Origin of the sequence: Dickeya sp. CFBP 2040 (assembly GCF_012273755.1) — a bacterium.
Classification (GTDB): domain Bacteria; phylum Pseudomonadota; class Gammaproteobacteria; order Enterobacterales; family Enterobacteriaceae; genus Dickeya; species Dickeya poaceiphila.
Window position 1 is genome coordinate 1 of record NZ_JAAVXH010000112.1, and the last position, 458, is coordinate 458.

The 458-nt window shown below is 55.9% G+C and carries 1 rRNA gene; it reads left to right on the forward strand.

Going from position 1 to position 458, the window contains the following annotated elements:
* A 23S ribosomal RNA gene (locus Dpoa2040_RS16835) occupies window positions 1-458 on the forward strand; the annotation flags it as partial.

Consider the following 458-nt stretch of genomic DNA (forward strand, 5'->3'; position numbering starts at 1 on the left):
GTTTGACTGGGGCGGTCTCCTCCCAAAGCGTAACGGAGGAGCACGAAGGTTAGCTAATCCTGGTCGGACATCAGGAGGTTAGTGCAAAGGCATAAGCTAGCTTGACTGCGAGAGTGACGGCTCGAGCAGGTGCGAAAGCAGGTCTTAGTGATCCGGTGGTTCTGAATGGAAGGGCCATCGCTCAACGGATAAAAGGTACTCCGGGGATAACAGGCTGATACCGCCCAAGAGTTCATATCGACGGCGGTGTTTGGCACCTCGATGTCGGCTCATCACATCCTGGGGCTGAAGTAGGTCCCAAGGGTATGGCTGTTCGCCATTTAAAGTGGTACGCGAGCTGGGTTTAGAACGTCGTGAGACAGTTCGGTCCCTATCTGCCGTGGGCGTTGGAAGATTGAGGGGGGTTGCTCCTAGTACGAGAGGACCGGAGTGAACGCACCGCTGGTGTTCGGGTTGTC